The organism is Polyangium sorediatum (assembly GCF_029946465.1).
Taxonomy (GTDB): domain Bacteria; phylum Myxococcota_A; class Polyangia; order Polyangiales; family Polyangiaceae; genus Polyangium; species Polyangium fumosum.
In genome coordinates this window covers 143,281-160,399 of sequence record NZ_JARZHI010000005.1, presented here as the reverse complement: position 1 = coordinate 160,399, position 17,119 = coordinate 143,281, and the positions used below count along the sequence as shown (strand labels likewise).

11 protein-coding genes are annotated in these 17,119 nt (G+C 67.9%); 6 read left to right on the top strand and 5 right to left on the bottom strand.

Annotated elements, in window-relative coordinates; genetic code table 11:
* Positions 1 to 34: 34 nt before the first annotated feature.
* Genes QHF89_RS08530 through QHF89_RS08520 form a run of 3 tightly spaced genes read left to right on the top strand, consistent with a single transcriptional unit; the run spans position 35 to position 3,421 of the window.
* Positions 35 to 982, top strand: a complete 948-nt coding sequence (locus QHF89_RS08530) for a bestrophin family protein (protein ID WP_284720242.1) — start codon at positions 35 to 37, stop codon at positions 980 to 982.
* Positions 983 to 1,028: 46 nt separating this feature from the next.
* Positions 1,029 to 2,405: an aspartate aminotransferase family protein gene (locus tag QHF89_RS08525; protein ID WP_136967613.1), complete on the top strand. Its 1,377-nt coding sequence runs from the start codon at positions 1,029 to 1,031 to the stop codon at positions 2,403 to 2,405.
* A complete protein-coding gene (locus QHF89_RS08520; protein ID WP_284720241.1) occupies positions 2,402 to 3,421 on the top strand; it encodes a radical SAM/SPASM domain-containing protein in 1,020 nt (339 codons plus the stop codon). The genes QHF89_RS08525 and QHF89_RS08520 overlap by 4 nt, the downstream gene beginning before the upstream one ends.
* On the opposite strand, the gene QHF89_RS08515 is transcribed toward QHF89_RS08520, so the two are convergent.
* On the bottom strand, positions 3,402 to 4,532 hold the full coding sequence (locus QHF89_RS08515; RefSeq protein WP_136967611.1) for a sterol desaturase family protein: 1,131 nt from the start codon (positions 4,530 to 4,532) through the stop codon (positions 3,402 to 3,404). The two genes, QHF89_RS08520 and QHF89_RS08515, sit on opposite strands and share 20 nt — an antisense overlap.
* Positions 4,533 to 4,726: 194 nt before the next feature.
* Here QHF89_RS08515 and QHF89_RS08510 point away from each other — a divergent pair, with 194 nt between their 5' ends.
* Positions 4,727 to 5,932, top strand: coding sequence for a cytochrome P450 family protein (locus QHF89_RS08510; RefSeq protein WP_136967610.1), 1,206 nt, complete (start codon positions 4,727 to 4,729; stop codon positions 5,930 to 5,932).
* A 21-nt stretch (positions 5,933 to 5,953) separates the two neighbouring features.
* Here the strand turns inward: QHF89_RS08510 and QHF89_RS08505 are convergent, their stop codons facing one another.
* Positions 5,954 to 7,834 (bottom strand): sensor histidine kinase, encoded by a 1,881-nt coding sequence (locus QHF89_RS08505; RefSeq protein WP_136967609.1) that lies wholly within the window; start codon positions 7,832 to 7,834, stop codon positions 5,954 to 5,956.
* 140 nt (positions 7,835 to 7,974) lie between these two features.
* Positions 7,975 to 8,943, bottom strand: a complete 969-nt coding sequence (locus tag QHF89_RS08500; RefSeq protein WP_284720240.1) for a PAS domain-containing protein — start codon at positions 8,941 to 8,943, stop codon at positions 7,975 to 7,977.
* A gap of 115 nt (positions 8,944 to 9,058) precedes the next feature.
* On the opposite strand from QHF89_RS08500, the gene QHF89_RS08495 reads away from it, so the two are divergent.
* Positions 9,059 to 9,967, top strand: coding sequence for a bile acid:sodium symporter family protein (locus QHF89_RS08495; RefSeq protein ID WP_136967607.1), 909 nt, complete (start codon positions 9,059 to 9,061; stop codon positions 9,965 to 9,967).
* Position 9,968: 1 nt separating this feature from the next.
* Here the strand turns inward: QHF89_RS08495 and QHF89_RS08490 are convergent, their stop codons facing one another.
* Positions 9,969 to 12,119, bottom strand: a complete 2,151-nt coding sequence (locus tag QHF89_RS08490; RefSeq protein WP_136967606.1) for an ABC transporter permease subunit/CPBP intramembrane protease — start codon at positions 12,117 to 12,119, stop codon at positions 9,969 to 9,971.
* A complete protein-coding gene (locus QHF89_RS08485; RefSeq protein WP_136967605.1) occupies positions 12,116 to 12,907 on the bottom strand; it encodes an ABC transporter ATP-binding protein in 792 nt (263 codons plus the stop codon). The genes QHF89_RS08490 and QHF89_RS08485 overlap by 4 nt, the downstream gene beginning before the upstream one ends.
* 1,010 nt (positions 12,908 to 13,917) lie before the next feature.
* Between QHF89_RS08485 and QHF89_RS08480 the strand changes: the two genes are divergently transcribed.
* A complete protein-coding gene (locus tag QHF89_RS08480) occupies positions 13,918 to 17,106 on the top strand; it encodes a TonB-dependent receptor domain-containing protein (RefSeq protein WP_284720239.1) in 3,189 nt (1,062 codons plus the stop codon).
* Positions 17,107 to 17,119: the final 13 nt, after the last annotated feature.

Here is a 17,119-nt window from a genome sequence, read left to right as displayed (position 1 = left end):
GTAAGGGCGGCCGCTCCTCGCGGGATCGTGCCCCATGATGGTGACGGAAAAACGCTACTCCTGGCTGCGCCTGCTCCTCAAGTACCGCGGGACGGCGATGCAGCGGATCCGTGGCCGCATGGCCCTCACCACGCTGCTCGCCGTCGTGGTGACCGTGATCGACTTGAACGTCCGGTTTTTCCACCCGGACCTCACGACGATCCCGTTCACGCTCATCGGCCTCGCGCTCAGCATCTTCCTCGGCTTCCGAAACAACACGAGTTACGACCGTTTCTGGGAAGGCCGCAAGCTCTGGGGCGGCCTCGTCAACACGACCCGCACGATCACGCGCCAGATCCTCACGCTCGTGAACGCGCCGGCCGATCGCTCCGACGAGAGCGAGGCCGTCGCGGCGTTCCGCCGGGAGATGGTCTATCGCATCATCGGCTACACGCACGCGCTCCGGCTGCACCTCCGCGATCAGGATCGGCTGGAGGAGCTCGAGCCCTTCCTCGCGGCGGCCGAGATCGAGGCATTGCGGCCCGAGCTGAACCGGCCCACGGCGATCCTCCAATCGGCCGCCTTCCGCCTGCGCGACGCCTGGCAGCGCGGCTGGATTCACTCCTACCACCTGCCCGTGCTGGAGCAGAGCCTCACCGTCCTGACCGACCTCCAGGGCGGCTGCGAGCGCATCAAGAGCACGCCGATCCCGCTCTCGTACACCTCGCTCATTCACCAGCTCGTCGCCATTTATTGCTTCGCGCTCCCGTTCGGGATCGTGAAGACGGTCGGGGTGTTCACGCCGGTCGTCGTCGGGATCGTGGCGTATGCGTTCTACGGCCTCGACGCGATCGGCGACGAGATCGAAAATCCCTTCGGCATGGACGCGAACGACCTGCCGCTCTCGGGCCTCTCGCGTTTGATCGAGGTGAACCTGCGGCAGCGGCTCGGCGAGACGGATCTTCCGCCCCTGCTCAAGCCGAAGGCCGGCCACCTGACCTGATCGGCGCTTGCGTCGCGCCGCGTCCGGGAGCGACAATCGCCCGCGGATGCCCCCCTCCCCTTCCTCCCACCCCGCGGTCGCCAAGTACGCGGAGCACATCAATCCCGCCTTCGTAAAGCTCCTCGGCGCCTTTGGCTACGGCCGCGTGTTCGTCCGCGCGAAGGGCACGACGTTGTGGGACCACGAGGGGCGCGAATACCTCGATTTCCTCGCGGGCTTCGGCGCCCACAACCTCGGGCACAACCACCCGAAGCTCCGGGCGCACATGGCCACGTTCCTCGCGGACGACGTGCCGAACCTCGTGCACGTCGGCCCGCCCGTCCACGCGGCTGAACTCGCGGCCGAGCTCGCGCGCCGCGCCGGCCCGCTCACGATGTGCCTCTTCTCATGCACCGGCGCCGAGGCCGTGGAGGCCGCGCTCAAGCTCGCGCGCGCCGCGACCGGGAGAAAGACGCTCGTGTATTGCAAGAATGGCTATCACGGGCTGAACCTCGGCACGCTGTCGACGTCCGGCATCCCGCGCATGCGTGAGCTCTTCGAACCGCTCTTGCCCGCCTGCCAGGAAGTGCCGTTCGGGGATCTCGACGCGCTCGACGAGGCCCTCGGCAAGACCCGCGCCGCAGCCTTCCTCGTCGAGCCGATCCAGGCCGAGGGCGGCATGATCGTGCCGCCGAAGGGGTACCTGCGCGCCGCGCAGGAGCTTTGCCGAAAGCGCGGCGCGCTGCTCCTCCTCGACGAGGTGCAGACCGGCCTCGGCCGCACCGGCTCGCTCTTCGCTTGCGAGGCCGAAGGTTTTTTCCCGGACGTCCTCGTGCTCGGCAAGGCCCTCGGCGGCGGTATGGTGCCGATCTCCGCCACGCTCACGACGAAGGACCTGTGCCAGCGCGCATTCGGCACCGCGGAGCGCTTCGATCTGCACGGCTCGACGTACGCGGGCAATGCCTTTGCCTGCCGCACGGCCGGGGCGATCCTCGCGATCCTCGACGAGGAAGAACTCGTCCGCGCGAGCCGGGAGAAAGGCGAGCGGATGCTCCATGCCTTGCGGGATCGCATCGGCAAGCACCCGCTCGTGCGCGAGGTACGGGGCCGCGGGCTCTTCGTGGGGATCGAGCTCGGGCCGACCGAAAAAGGCGGGCTCTTGCACCGGGCCTTGCCGGGCCTCGTGGAGGCGGTCTCGCGCCGCATCTTCGGGCAATGGCTGAGCGTGCGGCTGCTCGAACACGGCATCGTGGCGCAGCCCGCGAGCCAGCAATGGAACGTGCTCAAGCTCGAACCGCCGCTCACGGTGACGGACGCCGAGATCGACCGTGTCGTGGATCGGATCGGCGCGCTCCTCGACGAATACCGCGACGTGGCCCCGATCGTGCGCGACGCGACAGAGCGGCTCGGCAAGCAGTTCGCGGGCGGATGGAGGTTCGGATGAGCTTCGCCACGTGGAAAAAAGAGGCCGCGTTCACCACCACGCTCCTCCGCAGGCGCCCGTTTTCGTGCCTGATCCAGGTCACGAACCGCTGCAACATGGAATGCAGCTTCTGCGATTTCTGGCCGAACCCCGCGCCGCCGAAGCAAGAGCTCTCGCTCGCCGAATACCGCCGCGTCGCGGCCGAGCTCGCGGAGCTCGGCACGTTCGTGATCTCGGTCGAGGGCGGCGAGCCGCTCGCGCGGCCGGACATCGTGGAGATCGTGCGAATCCTCTCGGAGAAACACATCACCGCGCTCTTCACGAACGGCTGGTTCGTGACGGAGGACAAAGCGAAGGCGCTCTGGGACGCGGGGCTCGTGCATGGCAACGTATCCATCGATTACCCCGAGGCGAGCCGGCACGACGGGAAACGCAGGCTCGCGGGCACCACGGATCGCGCCTGGAAGGCGGTCGACCTCCTGCGCGACACGGCGCCGCGCGGGGGCAAGCAGGTGCACGTGATGACGGTGCTGATGGAGGACAACTGGCGCGACCTGGAAAGCTTGCTCCGGCAAAGCGAGGCGCGCGGGGTCGGCCATCAGCTCACGCTCCTCAGCATCGCGGGGTATCGCCGCGGCAAGGAGGGCCCCGACAAGATGCCGCCCGTGGGCGTGTCCGAGCACGTGCTCGCGTTATGGGAGCGGTACCCGCACCTCCGGTACTTCCGCGAGTATTTCGCGCGCATCGACGCCTTCCTCACGCAGGGCGAGATGCCCACGTGCAGCGCGGGCAAGACCGGGTTCAACATCGATCACGTGGGCAACGTCTCGCCCTGCATCGAGCGCATCCACGAGAGCGTGGGCAACGTGCGCGAGGCGAGCCTCGGCGATCTTTATCGGCGTCTGCAGGACAAGCAGGCCGAGATCGCGCGATGCCAGCAATGCTGGACCGCGTGCCGAGGCATCAACCAGGCGCTCGGCCAGGGTGGCTCGGCGCGCAGCCTCTTCGATCTCGGCACTAGGATGCGGACGAGCTGAACGCGATGACGAGGCCGAGCGCGGCCGTCGCAGCCACACGCACACCCTCCCGCTTGGCCGCGCCGTCGCGCCCGTCGAGCAGCCCGCCGATCGTGGACAGGCCCCACAGGACGACGAGCGCCCCGGCCGCGAGCTGCCAGAACGGATGCCGCTCGCGCAGCCAGAGCAGGTGCAGCGCGAATGCAAGCGTCGCGGCGAACGCGAGCGCAGCATACACCTTCGTGCGCGTGGGAATGTCCGCGTCGGCCCGCGCGGGCGCGTGGCGCGGAAAAACGATGCCCGCGGGGGTCCAGCCGGGGTGGCGGACGAAGGTCCGCACCTTGTCGCCGAACGTCTTCGCCTGCCGCGCGACAGCGACGAGGTCGCGGAAAAACACCCCTTGCGCCCGCGCGCCGTCGTGCGTCTGGTAGCCGAACGGCGTGCCGAGGACCGGCGGATCGGCCGGATCGACCTCCACGTGCGTGCCGAACATCCGGTCCCACACCGTGAACATCGCGCCGAAGTTCTTGTTCAGATACCGCCGGTTCTTCGAATGATGCACGATGTGCGTCGCCGGCGTGACCAGGAACCACAGGCCCGGCCGGTGGAAGACGCGGGAATGGACAGTGAGCGCGTAAAACGAGATGATCGAGATCGCCACGAAGAAATGCTTTGGCGGCACGCCGAGCATGGGGATCGGCGCGTAAAAAAGGAACGCATAGGTGTCGGAGAACCAGGGGTGGCGCGTGGCGACCGAGACGTTGAAATGCTCGGACTGGTGATGGACGCCGTGAATCGCCCACAACGCGGCCACGGAATGGCCGGCGCGGTGGTACCAGTAATACCCGAGGTCGCCGAGCGCGAACGCGAGGATCCAGGGGACGATCGAGCCCTCGGGCCAGCGCACGAGCGCGAGATCGTCGTACGCGAAATCGTAGAGGCCGAGCAGCAGGGGGCCGAGGAAGAGGCCAAGGACGATCTCGCCGAGCCCCGCCGAGAAGCTCCCGAGCGTGTCGGCGAACCCGTAGACCTGCCTCCCCTTCCGCCGCGAGAGCGCTATCTCCAGGGCGACGATCGCGAGGTAAAAGGGGACCCCGAGCGCGTAGTACCCATTCGTCTCGAGGCGGCCCATGCGCCGAGACTACGGAAACGGGGCGGAGGCGTAAAGCGCGGGCGGGGCACGTACCATGAGAGCACCTTTTTCGCGCCGCCAGCCATGAGCGTGGTCGCTCGCGAAGCCAAGCGTACCAAACGTCACACGTCGGGCAGCGCGCATAACATGTGCCCTTGCTTGCCCCTTTCACGCCCCCCGACCATGCTTCGTCGATGCACCCTTTGTTCACCCTGGAGGGCCGCAAGGACCCTCATCCCATCTACAAGCGCCTCCGGGCCGAAGAGCCCGCCGTGCAGATCCTCGAACCTTATCGCAAGGTGCCTTTCTGGCTGCTCACGCGGTACACGGATTGCTCCGACATGCTGCGGGATCCGCGCTTCGGCAAGGATTTCACGAAATTGCCTCCCGAGGAGCGAAATCGCCTGCGCATGTCGGGCGAATTCGATGTTCTCGGCAAGCACATGCTGAGCGCCGATCCGCCGGACCATTCCCGGCTGCGATCCCTCGTGGCCAAGGCCTTCACGCCGCAGATCGTCGAGGGCCTCCGAGCCCGCATCTCCACGATCGCGGAAGACCTCGTCTCGGCCGCCGTCGCGCGGGATGCGAGCGGGATGGACCTCGTCTCCCAGTTCTCGTATCCCCTGCCCGTCACGGTCATCGCCGAGCTGCTCGGCGTGCCCGCCTCGGATCAGGACGATTTCCGGCGCTGGACCACGACGCTCTTCACGCCCGCGGACACCGACGAGCAGCTCGCGCACCTGCGCGCCACCGGCTTCGAATTCTTCCAGTACTTCATGGCGCTCATCGAGCGCCGGCGGGCCGAGCCGAGGGACGATCTCGTGAGCGGGCTCGTCGCGGCCGAGGAAGGCGGCGATCGGCTGAGCACGCAGGAGCTCGTGGGCATGCTCTTCCTCCTGCTCGTCGCGGGCCACGAGACCACGGTCAATCTCATCACGAACGGCATGCTCGCGCTGATGGATCACCCCGACGAGCGCGAGCGCCTCGTCGCCGATCCCTCGCTCCTCGAATCGGCCGTGGAGGAGATGCTGCGGTATTGCGGGCCGGTGGAGACGACGACGTACCGCTTCGCCCTGGAGGACGTGGAGATCGGCGGGGTGACGATCCGGAAAAACGATCTCGTGCTGGCGTCGCTGCTCTCGGCCGATCGCGACGAATCACGATTCCCGGACGCCGACCGCTTCGACGTGGGGCGAAAGCCGAACAAGCACATCGCCTTCGGCTACGGGATCCATTTCTGCCTCGGCGCCCCGCTCGCGCGCCTGGAGGCGGTGATCGCCGTGGAGACGCTGCTCCGGCGCCTGCCGCGGATGAAATTGGCCGTCCCGCGCGGGGACCTCGAGCCGAGCTCGATGCTGCTCCTCCTGCACGCGAAGAAGCGATTGCCCGTCCAGTTCTAGAGCGCCGACCCGTTCGGCGCGTTACGCCTGCTCGGTCCCCGGTGGCAGCGGGAGCTGCACGCGGAAGATCGCGCCTTGGCCCTTCTCGCTCGAGACGGAGATCGTGCCCTTGTGCGCTTCGACGATCGCGCGGCAAACGAAGAGCCCCGCGCCGAGCCCGGCGTGCGCGTCCTGCCTCCGCCGGAACGGCTCGAACATCCTCTCCTGGTCCTCCTTCGGGATGCCGACGCCGCGATCCCGCACCGCGACGAACGCGAAGCCCGTTTCTTTGCCGATCGATATCGTGATCGGCTGCTTGCTGCCGAACCGCGCCGCATTCGACAGCAGGTTCACGAAGACCTGCTCCAGGTGCGCGCGGTCCCAGTGGCCCACCACGGGGCCCTCGCTCTGGATCTCCACGGTGCACCCCTCGGCCGCGACCTCCGCCTGCATCTTCCGAGCGACGTTCCGCACGAGCTCGTCGAGATCCACGTGCTCGAGGTTCAGCACCGCGTTGCCCGCGGCGACGCTCGACAGGACGAACATGTTGTTGATGACCTGCGTCATCCGGTACAGCTCGCGCGTCGAGACCTTCAAGAATCGGTTGACGTCCGCCGGGCTCATCACGGGCGTCGCGTCCTCGGGGCGGGATCGAAGCATGTATTCGTAAAGGAGCCGCAGGCTCGTGAGCGGCGTGCGGAGCTCGTGCGACGCGAACCGCAGGAAGTCTTCCCGCACGTGCACCGCGGTCTTGAGCTCCCCCTCCACCCGCTGGAGACGGCCGACGCGCTCCTCGAGCTCGCTCCGAAGCTCCCGTTCCCGCGCCAATCCGCGGACGAGGGCCTTCGCCCGGTGCTGCAAAAGGAGGGTCAATATGAACGTGATGCAGAGCCCGACGAGGAACGTCCGAAGGACGACCCTGCGCGTCGCGGCGAGGGCGCTGTAGGCTTCTGCCTTGTCGACCTCGGTCGCGATGCCGAGCCGGAGCTCCGAATCCCATATCCAGGCCCCGATCACCTCCACGCCGCGATAATCGCGGTAGCCGTCGATGTCGAGCCCGGACTTTCCGGCGACGGCGCTATGGGCCATTTTCGTCAAGGGCTGCTCCGACCGGGGCACGCCGGGGCGGAAGCCGCGGAGCATGTCGCCGCCCGGATCACGCAGCTCGATGGCGTGGCTCGAGCGCTCGCCGACCGCGAGCAAGCCAATGTCGCGGAGCGTCGGCTCGAACCGGCTCTCCGTCATGAGGCGCCCGTGACGGTCGAATGCATAGGTCTCACCCGTCTCGCCGACCCGGCCCGATCTCGTGATGCGCGAGAACTCTCCGGTGGGATCGAGGCGGAAGGCGAGCGCCGCCACGATCGTCCCCTCCTCGTCGCGCACGGGCGTCACGGCCAGCATCGTCGGGACGTCGGTGTCGAGGGCTTTGTTGTGCATGACGAACGGCGCTCCGATGACGGTCGAGCCACGAAGCGCCGTGGTGACGCTGAGCGGGTCCAGGCGGCTCAGCGTGTTCGTCCCGACGACGTCTCCGTGATCGGAGGCGATTTCAATGCCGTCCGTGGCGATGACGTCGAAGCCCATGAATTGTTTCTGCTGCACGACGTCCCGCAGCAAGCGCCGCAGCTCCCCGAGGTGCGGGCTCTCGTGGAGGGACCCGCCCTCGCTCCGGACCTTCACTTGCGCGAGGATGGCGCGCCGGATGCCCACCTCGCTCGCCCAGCTCCTCGCGGTGGTCGCCGTGTGCCGCTCCCACGTCACCAGAGCCTCACGGGTCGCTGCGAGCACCGTCTGGAGGGTCGCCGCGGCCTGGCGGCGGTGAATCGTGTCGATCTGGGACAAGCCTAGCCAGATGCTCAGGCCGATCGGCAGGAGCATGACCAGGAAGAGCAGCCAGTCCGCACGTTTCGTCGGGAATTTCACGGGGCTTGCCGCGGGCGCGGGCGAGAGGCAACCAAGAAGGATGCCATTGCCGTCCCGTGTGGATTCTGCCCTGGCAAAGGAGCGAGCCGCCGGCCCCTGCGAGCGCGGGCCGGGCGAGCCGTCGCGGCCGTACCTACGTGCTACCGGCGGAGCGCGAACGCAATGCCGCTCTGCAGATTGCCCCGCATGACGATTCCTTCGAGATCGGTGCCGATCTCGATCAAGGTCCGCGCGACCTCGGGCCGCACGCCCGTGACGATCACGCGCGCGCCGAGGAGCCGCACCGCGCGGGCCGCCGAGACGATGGCGCTCGCGACGTTCGTGTCGACGGTGCGCACCCCCGTGATGTCGAGGATCACCGCGTGCGCGCCGTGATGGCCGATGCCGTCGAGCAGCGTGCCCATGATCCGCTCGGCGCGCGCCTGGTCGACGCTGCCGACGATCGGCATGGCCACGACGCCCTCGGCGATCGGGACGAGGGGCGTGGAGAGCTCGCGCAGCGCCTCTTGCTGCGCGGCGATCACCTGCTCGCGCAGGACCAGGCGCTCCTCCTCCTTGCGCTTTTGCTCGGTGATGTCCGTGGCGATGCCGCAGACGCCCATGAGCGCGCCGAAGTTGTTCAGGATGGGGAATTTGATCGTGTGGAAATGCCGGACCTCATCGCCGAACACGATCGCCTCCTCGAATTGAAGGGGCTCGCCGCGACGAGCAACCTCCACGTCCTTCTCGCGCATGGCCCGCGCGGCCTCCGGCGGGAAGAAATCGCCGTCGCTCCGGCCGAGCAGCTCCTTGCGTGTCCGGCCGAAGCGATGCTCGGCTTCACGATTCACGAGGAGGTACCGTCCCTCCGGGTCCTTCACGAAGACGACGCTCGGCGAATGGTCGAGGACCGCGTGGAGCAGGCGCCTCCGATCGTTGTCCGCACGCTCGGCCACGGCCGCGCGCATCGTGGCCATCCGGGGCGGCGGCGCATCCACGCGCACGTCCATGAGCGCGCCCTCGAGCGCGACGACCTGCGCCTTCAGCGAAGCATTTTCGCGTCGCAACGCCGCGATCTCCGCTTCGAGCGCGGCGACATCTCCCCCCACAGCCGTTCGTTCCTCTGCCATGGTTCCGCCTTCATGTACTCCTACAACCCCGGCCGAAACGCAAGCCGACGTGTCCGGGGCAGGCCTGCTCACCGTTGAGTCGATGACGGCGTTCGTGCGACCCTCATGAACCTCCATGCAATCGAATGTCTTCACGGCCGTGTTCATGCCGCTCGCGCTCGGCGTCATCATGCTCGGGCTCGGGCTCGGGCTCACACCCGCGGATTTCCGCCGCGTGCTCGTGTATCCGCGGGCCGTCTTCGTGGGGCTCGTCTGCCAGACGCTGCTCTTGCCGCTCGCCTGCTACGGCATCGCGAAGGGCTTCGGGCTCCCGCCCGAGCTCGCCGTCGGGCTCATGCTGCTCGCCGCCTCGCCGGGCGGCGCGACGGCGAACCTCTTCAGCCACCTCGCGAAAGGCGACGTCGCGCTGAACATCACGCTGACCGCGACGAACTCCCTCCTCAGCCTGTTCACGCTCCCGTTCATCGTGAACCTCTCGCTCGTGGCGTTCCTCGGGACCGAAAAGAGCATTCCCCTCCAGTTCGACAAGGTGATCCAGGTCTTCGCCGTGGTGCTCGTCCCCGTGGGGATCGGGATGCTCATCCGCGCGAAACGCCCGGCGTTCTCGGATCGGCTCCAGACGCCGGTGAAGATCACCTCGGCCGTGTTCCTCCTGCTCATCATCGCCGCGGCCGTGCTGAAAGAGCGGGCGAACCTGGTGACGTATTTCAAGCAGGTCGGCCTCGCGGCGCTCGTGTTCAACCTGGCCAGCATGGGCCTCGGCTACCTCGTCCCCCTGCTCGCGCGGCTGCCGAAGCGGCAAGCGACCGCGATCGGCATGGAGATCGGGATCCACAACGGGACCCTGGCGATCGCGATCGCCTCGGCGCCCACGCTGCTCAACAATTCAACGATGGCCGTTCCGCCGGCCATCTACAGCCTGATCATGTTCTTCACGGCGGCTGCCTTCGGGAGCTTCGTCGCGCGCGGAAACAACGAGGAAGGCGCCCCGGCCGAGCCGCCGAAGGTGGCCCCGGGCGCGTGAATCAGCCGCGCGCGTCGGCTTTGCGCGGCTCACGCATCAGAACCACGCCGAGCGCGAGCACGAGCGCCGCGGCGACCCCGAGCCCGACGGGCACCTGATCGTTTTGCATGAGCTTCTCCAGCCACGGCGGCCGCACGGCGAGGATCGTGATCGCGAGGGCATTGTTGATCCCGTGCACGAGGATGCCGGGCAGGAGCGACCGCGTCTCGTGCCGGGCATAACCGAGCAAGAGGCCGAGCGAGAACGTGGGGAGCAGCCGATAGATCGAGCCGTGCGCGAGGCCAAAGAGGAGCGACGAGGCGACGAGCGCGACGCCGAACCCGGCGCGCGTGAGGCCTGAAAAGAGCAGGCCACGGAAGAGCGTCTCCTCGCAAAGCGCGGGCAGGACGGCGATGACGATCAGCAGCACCCAGAGCGGCTGGCCGTCGAGCAGGAGGGCGTCGCCGAGCTTGTCCGCGAACTCCGGGGGGACGGGCACGAGGCGGGTCGCGATCGCCGCGACAGCGGCGCCCCCGGAGAGGCCCGCGAGGACAGCGCCGACGAGGGCGCGCGGGCGCGGAAAGCGAAGGCCAAGCGTCTCGCGCATCGAGGCGCCCGACGCGGCGATGGCGGCGAGCGCGGGCAGGAAAAACAGGCCGAGCTGGGTGGCGGCGAGCTGCGCGGTTTTGTTCGTCGTCTTCTCGACGAGGAAGCTCGCATAAAACATCACGACGAGGACGACGGCGAAGGCGCCGAGGGAAAAGCCGAGGCTCGGGATCCCGCCCTTTTGCCGCTCGAACGAGAAGACGGCGCGGAAAGAGCCGCGGCCGCCGAGCAGGACGTCCTCGCGCTCGAAGACACGCGCGGCGAAGACGAGCGTGAGCGCAGCGAACAAGGTGGACGAGCCGATCGTGAAGAGGACGAGATCGGGCGCGACGTCGCCGAGGTAAATCGCCTTGATGAGCAGCGCGACGTTGAGGACCGGGACGAACGAGGTCGCGACGGAGAGCTCCATCCCGGGCAAGGACGTGACCATCGAGAGGAGCATGACGGGCAGATAGACGGGCGTGAGCAGGTTCTGCGCGTCCTTGAAATCACGGGCGAAGGCCGCGACGGCCAGAAAGAGCGCCGAAAAGAGGAGCGTGACCGGGACGAGGAGCGCAAACGTGAGCACGTGCGCCGAGAACGGCACGTCCATCTCGCCGGGGAGGATGCGGCGCAGCGTGAGGCCGAGGCTCGCGACGTTGACGAGGGCCGTGAAGAGGGAGACGACGGAGACGGCGAGGAACTTGCCGGTGATGATCTCGATGGGCAGGAGCGGCGCGCAGAGGAGCGTCTGCATGGTGCCGCGCTCCTTTTCGCCGGCCGTCATGTCGGCCGCGCGAAGAAACCCGCCGAGGAGCGACATGAGGATCAACATCATCGGCATGATCGTGCCGAGGACCTTGCCGACCCGCCGCTCGTCGGGCGCGACGTTGCGCGAGACGACCTCGAGCCCGGAGGTAAACCCCTTGGGCAAAGCCTTTTCGCCCTCGCGGGCGACGAGCAAGCCGTCGCGGGCGCGGGCAAGCGCGTAATCGAGGCGATCGGCCGCGAAGTCGGAGTCGCCCCACACGGAGTCGTAATAAAGGGTGACACGGGCGGCCTTGCCGGCGCGGACGTCCTCGGAAAACCCCCGCCAGGGGACGAGCACGGCGTGCACCTCGCGGGCGCCGACGAGCGCGCGGGCAGCGAGCGCGACCGCCGCATCGGGCCGGTCCGCGTCGCGTGTTTTCGTATCAGCCTTCGCCTCGGCGCCCGCGGCCTCGGCGTTCGCGCCCTTGCGGGGCGGGCCGGGCGGGCGCGGGGGCGCGGGCACGGGCGGCGCAATGGCGCCAGCTTCGAGGTCCCGGCGGAGCGGCGCGGGGACGCCGTGCCACGGCATGATGTCGAGTTTGTTCTCGCCCGCCGCGAGCGCGGCGGAGACGTCGGGCGAGAGCTCGCCCCAGACGGCGATCTTCGAGGGGCGCGCTTCGAGCGCATCCATTTCGGCGCCCGCCATCCGGCTCATGAGGAGCGCGAAGAGCGGGTAGAGCATCATCGGCAAGAGGACGAGGCTCACGAACGTGCGGCGATCCCGGAGCGTTTCGAGCAGCTCCTTGCGCAGAATGACGAGGACGATGGAGAGCCTCACGCCGCACCTCCCGGCGAGGCGCCGTCCACGCGGGGAGCGCCACGCTCGACGTGGTAGAGGAAGGCATCCGTGAGGTTCTTCGCGTCGCCGGCGCGCGCGCAGAGGTCCGGGACCTCGCCCTCGTCGACGATACGGCCTTCATGAATGAGGGCGATCCGATCGCAGAGGTATTCAGCTTCGCTCATGATGTGGGTGGAGAAAAGAATGGCGCGGCCCTTCGCGCGCTCCTTGCGGATGGATTCGACGATGAAGCGGCCGGAGAGGACGTCGAGCGCATTCGTAGGCTCGTCGAGGATGAGGACGGAGGGCGCGTGGAGGAAGGCACGCGCAATGTTGGCGCGCTGCTTTTGCCCCGCCGAGAGCGTGGCCGAGGGGCGATCAGCAAACGAGGCCATTTCGAGGTCCCGCACGAGCTCGTCGATACGCGTGGTCAACGCCGCCTCGGGCAAGCCGTGGAGGCGGCCAAAATACTGCAAGGTCTCGCGCGGCGAGAGGCGCTGGTAGAGCTGCGTGTCGCCAGAGAGGAAGCCGATGAGGGCCTTGGCTTCGAGCGGCCGCTCGGCCATGTCGATGCCGCCAATCCGGACGCGCCCCCGCGTGGGCCGGAGGATGCCAGCAAGCATACGCAGCGCAGTCGTCTTGCCCGCCCCGTTCGGGCCAAGCAAGCCGACGACCTCCCCAGGACGAACCTGGAGGTCGAGGCCAGCAACGGCGATCGTGGGGCCATAATGCTTGACGAGGCCCTCCGCCGCGAGGGCAGCATCGGGGGCAGTGGCTTCCGGGGGCATCGCGGGGACTCTGGCAGCGGCAGCAGGGGGGTTCAACGGGGTTTGGGGGTCAGAGGAGCCGCGCTGGGGCGTTGCCCCAGGCCCCACCAGGGGTTGTCCACCCCTGGACCCGGACCAGCGAGGCGCTGGACCCGGGGTCGAGGAACTGCGCGATGCGCAGTTCCTCGAAGGGACAGGGGAAGACCGGAGAGGAGCCTGCTCGTCAAGGCCGCTGCGCGGGGGGGTTCGAGTGCTGGCGGTGCCCGTCGCCGGCCTACACCCGAGCGGCGAGCCGCGGCCCTTGCCCCCGCGCATGCTCGACAGGGGACATCGGCCCTCGTCGTCGTCTGTTCGGCGCCGCGACAACCACGTGCACGCCGCAAGGCAATCAGGCACGGAGCGGATCCAGGGGCATCGGCGCGACAGGGCGCGTGTCTCGCCGCCGAACAAGGGGCGTGGCGTGTTCCCGGGGGAAGGTCGAGCCTCGGGACACGGGCCGGAGGCAGCCCAGGGTCCTTGGCGAGCCGCCGGACATCCCCCGGGAACCCTCGAGGGTCCTTGTCACAGAGGACGACACGCCAGGGTCCAGCCCAAGGTCAGGAGGCGGGCCGCGCCCCTCGGGGAGGTCGCCCGCGGGAAACCTATGTCGCGCCGCCGAACACGCGCCGTCGACGGCCGAGGACACGTGTTCGAGGTCCGCCCACGCACGGACAGCGTTGCCGGCCATGATGTCAACGTCGCTGCCTTGGCCGGCAAGGTCGTTGGCGCTCTCGTTTTGGCCTGTGCGCGGAGCTGCGCATCACGCACGGCATCGGCTCGACCTGTCACACACGCGCGACGGTCGTCATGGCGGGCCTGTCACGGTGTCGTACCAGTGTCACGCGCGTGTGACACGGCTGCGACACCCCACGCCCACCGGCTCGCCTCGCCCAACGGCACTTGAAGGAGAATCGGGCGTGGTACGAGGGTTGCCTTGCGCCTGGAGGATCGTCTTGGAAACGCCCAGCAGCGGACATCGAATGATCATGCGCTTGACCTCTAGAATCCGATGGTTCTCCCTGGCCGCAGCCTGTTCCTTGGGTCTGCTGGCCTCTTCCGCCTTCGCCGCCGGAAACTCGGTCCTGACCGGCACGGTGATCGATGCAGAGACGCGCAAGCCCCTCGCCGACGTCGTCGTGACGGTGACGTCCCCCGCGCTGCAAGGCGAGCAGATCGTCGTGACCGACGCAGCCGGCAACTATCGCGTCCCGCAGCTCCCGCCGGGCGACTACACGATCCGGCTCGACGGGGCGAACTACAAGCCCCTCGGGCGCGGCGGAATCACGCTCCGCACGAACACCACGCTCCGCGCCAATCTGGAGCTCATGCCGGGCGAGCTGCACGAGGAGATCTTGCTCCTCGCGAGGCCCCCGGTGATCGACATCGGGTCGACGACGACCGGCGTGATCGTCGATTCGAATCTTTCGCATCGCCTCGCGGTGGCCCCGCCGGGAGGTCGCGCCTCGGCCGTGCGATCGTTCGAAAGCCTCGCAGCGCTCGCGCCCGGCGCGCAGCCGACCCCCCTCGGCTTTTCCATCAACGGCTCGTCGGCCCCCGAGAATCGATTCCAGATCGACGGCGTCTCCGTGGGCAGCGCCTCGGACGGCATCAACGACACGCCGCTTTCGCTCGAATTCGTCCGGGAAGTCAACGTCGCCACGGGCGGCTACATGCCGGAATACGGCCGCACGACCGGCGGCGTGTTCGACGTCGTCACGAAGTCGGGCGGCAACGAATTCCATGGATCGATCTTCGGCAGCTTCACGCCGGGCGCGTTCGAGGGGCGCCGAAAGCCCGTGCGCGCGGAGGGCACGGTGGTCGGCGTCGATCAAAAGCTCGGCGCGATGCGCGACTTCGGGTTCGAGCTCGGTGGACCCCTCATGAAGGATCGCCTCTGGTTCTACGCGGGCTTGAACGTGGCCCTCCAGGACCTCGACGTCGTGCGTTCGCTGAACCGCTTGCGGTACGAGACGAACGCCGACGGATCCTTGAAGCTCGACGCGGCCGGCAACCCCATCAGCCTCCGCGACGAATACGGCTTTCAGGTCACCGACCCCATCGAGGGCGGGACGCGCAACTACGTCGCGTCGAAAGAGACGTTGCAGTACATCGGCAAGCTGACGTGGCTCATCAACCCGTCGAATACGTTGACGTTGTCCGTGTTCGGCTCGCCCACGTGGTCGGGGGGGGACGGTCGGATCTCGCTCAATGGGGTCTCGGGCCAGATGACGACGATCAACACGAACTTGCTGGAGGGCGAATACGCGGCCTTCGGGCGGCGGGAAGAGCAGCGGATCAATACGGTCTCGCTCAAGCTCTCGTCGGCCTTCCTGAACAAGAGGCTCCTGATCGACACGACGGTCGGATACCATCACGCGTACTCCAACCGCCTGCCGGTCGACGGGGCGGGGATCGGGAGCGGCCAGGGGCTCGACAACGTCCCCGGCGTCTCGTGGACGCGAGGCGCGCCGCATACCATCGCGGATTTCGAGAATCTCCCGGCGGGCAGTGGTTGCGAGCCCAAGGGATCGACGAACGTCATCTACTGCCCGGTGCGCGCCTACCTGACGGGGGGGCCCGGGAACGTCAACGAGTCCATCACGAACCGTTTCCAGGGGCGCTCGGTCGTCACGTACCTGCTGAACGCGTTCGGGCAACACGTCATCAAGGCGGGGATCGACGTCGAGGTGTCGAACAGCCTGTTCGCGCGGGCGAACACCGGGGACGTGTGGTTCTCCGAGACGTACGATGGCTCCGCGTGGCAGGTGTGGCGTATCGGAAACCTGACGAGCCCGGACAACGTGTACGTCCCGAAGCTGCAATCCCCCACGACGCATTCGACCATCGTCGGCGGGTTCGTGCAGGATAGCTTCACGTTCCTCGACCGGTTCACGGTGAATGCAGGCTTGCGCTACGACGCGCAGATGATGTCGAGCAGCGAGGGGGTGGGCATGGTGCTCCCCAACCAATGGTCGCCCCGCGTGGGAGCCATTTACGATCCCACCGGCCAGGGGCGGTCGAAGATCTTCGCGAGCTACGCGCGGTATTACGAGAACGTGCCCCTCGGCATGGCCGAAGGCCTGTTCGTCCAGCGGCCCTTCACCCTGTCCGTCGTGCCGAACTCCGTCTGTGACCCCACCGATCCCGCGAAGGTCGAGGCGTGCCTCGACCCGAAGAACCGGCTCACGTTCGGGGCGCCCTCCTCGCCCAACCGTCAATGGGGCTTTTATTACGGCGACCGTGCGCCGGTGGATCCGGAGCTCGAGGCGCAATCGATGGACGAGATCACGGCAGGCGGCGAGTACCAGGTCTTCGACGATGCGCGTGTGGGCGCAACCTACACGCACCGGTCGATCCACCGCGTCATCGAGAACATGAGCCGCGACGAAGGGACGTCGTTCTTCGTGGGCAACCCCGGGCACGGCGCCGCGTCCGACTTCCCCGAGGCGCGGCGCGATTACGACGCCGTGACCGTGTTCTTCCAGAAGTCGTTCTCCGAGGGGTGGCTCGCGCTGGCGAGCTACACGGCGTCGTATCTCCGCGGCAACTACCCCGGGCTCGCCTCGGGGTCCTGGCCGTCCCCGCATACCCTCAGCGACTTCGACCTGCTCTCGCTCCTGCCGAACCGGGATGGCCCGCTCCCTGGCGATCGGCGCCATTCCGTCAAGCTCTACGGCGCCAAGGAGTTCGCGCTCCCGAAGAACATCCGCGTCAACCTCGGGGTGAGCTACACCGGCACGTCGGGGGAGCCGCTCGATGTCCTCGGCGCGCATCCTTTTTATGGACGGGGCGCCGCGTTCATTTTGCCGCGGGGCGCGGGCGGCAACCTGCCCTGGGTCCACAGCGTCGATTCGAACCTCGCCGTCGGCTACAAGATCAGCAAGGACAGCACGCTCTCCGTGAACGTGGACGTGTTCAACCTGTTCAACTTCCAGGCCGAGACCAGCCGCGACGAATCCTTCACGTACGCGAACGTGCGGCCCATCGACGGAGGATCGACGGAGGATCTGCCCGAGAAGGGCGAATCGGCCTGCGCGGCGAGCGCGGGTTGTGGGTACAAGCTCGTGAATTTCGAGGACGGCTCGCCCTTCGATCCCGCGAATCGAAACCCCAACTACGGCAGCCCCACCTCCTACCAGGCCCCGAGGACGATCCGCATGGGCGTCCGGTTGACCTTCTGATCGCGGAACGAGG